The sequence below is a fragment of the Streptomyces sp. UH6 genome (genome assembly GCF_013421635.1).
GTDB classification, from domain to species: Bacteria; Actinomycetota; Actinomycetes; order Streptomycetales; family Streptomycetaceae; genus Streptomyces; species Streptomyces abyssomicinicus.
The window spans coordinates 1-1,851 of record NZ_JACADT010001074.1 but is presented as its reverse complement, the minus strand read 5'-3'; the positions used below and the strand labels follow the sequence as shown (position 1 = coordinate 1,851).

Genomic DNA, 1,851 nt, shown 5'->3' with positions numbered 1-1,851 from the left:
TCGGCGGTGAACACCTTGTCCCGGTCCATGTCCGCCCGCAGCATCACCGTGTCGTGGCCGGTGTGCCGGGCGAGCACCTCCTCCACCTGGGCCCGGATCCGGCCGATCTCCTGGGCCCGCAGGGCGAGGTCGGCCACCGTCCCCTGGCTGCCCGCGCTGGCCGGCTGGCCCAGCAGCACCCGCGCGTGCTCGAGCACGAACCGCCGCCCCGGGTCGCCGCCCGCCAGGAGCACCGCCGCCGTCGACGCCGCCTGCCCCACGCAGAAGGTGGCGATCGGCGCGCGCACGAAGCGCAGGGTGTCGTAGATCGCCATCAGCGAAGTGACGGAGCCCCCGGGGGAGTTGAGGTACAGCGCGATCTCGTGGTCGGGGGCCTCGGACTCCAGGTGGAGCAACTGGGCGATGACCACGTTCGCCACCCCGTCGTCGATCTCGGTGCCCAGGAAGACGATCCGTTCCGACAGCAGACGGCTGAACACGTCGGAGGACCGTTCGCCCCGGGCCGTGCGCTCGGTCACGTACGGAACCGTGTAGCTCCCCATGATCACAGCCCCGTCCGGCGTCGGGAGGCGCTGGGACGCACCTCGTCGAAGGAGTCCACCAGGCGGTCGACCATCCCGTACTCCTGGGCCTGTCCGGCGGTGAACCAGCGGTCCCGGTCGGAGTCCCGGGCGATGGTCTCCTCGCTCTGCCCGGTGTGCTCGGAGAGGATCCGCTCGATCTGATGCCGGGTGTACTGGAGGTTCTCCGCCTGGATCTCCACGTCGGCCGCCGTGCCGCCGATGCCGGCCGACGGCTGGTGCATCATGATCCGCGCGTTGGGCAGCGCGTACCGTTTGCCCGGCGCGCCCACGGACAGCAGGAACTGGCCCATGCTGGCCGCGAACCCCATCGCCAGGGTCGAGACGTCGTTCGGGATCGCCCGCATCGTGTCGTACACGGCGAGACCGGCGGTCACCGAGCCGCCCGGGCTGTTGATGTAGAGGCCGATGTCGGTCCGCGGGTCCTCCGCGGAGAGCACCAGCAGCTGGGCGCAGACCCGGTTGGCGGACACCTCGTCCACCTGGGTGCCGAGCACCACGATCCGCTGCGCCAGGAGCGCCGACGCCAGGTGGTCGTCGAAGCGCGTGTACGGGGTGTCGCCGTCCTGTGCCCGTGGGGCGTACTGCGGTGGAAGCATCCGAGGTCCTCCTGAAGACTCGTTCCCGAAGCGGTGTGCTGCCTCGAATGTGCCCCGCCGCGCCCCTCACCAGGGCGTTTATCTGCCTGCGGCAGATCTGCCCAAGGCAGAGGAGCACGTCACCCGGCCACGGCCGATGAGTTTTCACCGCCCCGCCGGTCGACAGTGATGAACGACGGACAATCGGGAGGAACCGATGGACAGCAACGGATTCATCACCTGCCTCTGGTTCGACAACCAGGCGGAGGAAGCGGCCAACTACTACGTCTCGGTCTTCCCGGACTCCCGCATCGAGCGGGTGGACCGGTTCTCCGAGAACGGCCCGGAGAAGATCGTCCCGGACGACTCCGGGTCGGCCGCCGAGGTCCTGTTCACCGTCAACGGCCAGCGGTTCTCCGCCCTCGACGGCGGGCCGCTCTTCCAGTTCGACGAGGCGGTCTCGTTCCAGATCATGTGCGACAGCCAGGAGGAGGCCGACCACTACTGGAACACCCTGATCGGCGACGGCGGCCAGGAGAGCCAGTGCGGCTGGCTCAAGGACAAGTACGGGCTGTCCTGGCAGGTGATCCCCAAGGAGGCCCTGGAGATCATGCGCGACCCCGACCGCGCGAAGGCCGCCCGGGCCATGGCCGCGATGCTCACGATGCGGCGGCTCGACGTCGAGGAACTGC

The 1,851-nt window shown here is 69.5% G+C and carries 3 protein-coding genes; 1 reads left to right on the top strand and 2 read right to left on the bottom strand.

Annotated elements, in window-relative coordinates:
- The coding region (locus HW445_RS29350; protein WP_180223858.1) for a ClpP family protease at positions 1-542 on the bottom strand (542 nt) is incomplete at its 3' end.
- Positions 543-544: 2 nt separating this feature from the next.
- Positions 545-1,180, bottom strand: coding sequence for an ATP-dependent Clp protease proteolytic subunit (locus HW445_RS29345; protein WP_180223857.1), 636 nt, complete (start codon positions 1,178-1,180; stop codon positions 545-547).
- Positions 1,181-1,376: 196 nt separating this feature from the next.
- On the opposite strand from HW445_RS29345, the gene HW445_RS29340 reads away from it, so the two are divergent.
- A partial coding sequence (locus HW445_RS29340) for a VOC family protein (RefSeq protein WP_180223856.1) occupies positions 1,377-1,851 on the top strand: 475 nt, incomplete at its 3' end.

What these genes read in the sequence shown, in the direction of transcription:
- HW445_RS29345 (WP_180223857.1), bottom strand. Translation starts at nt 1,180, where the DNA reads ATGCTTCCACCGCAGTACGCCCCACGGGCACAGGACGGCGACACCCCG.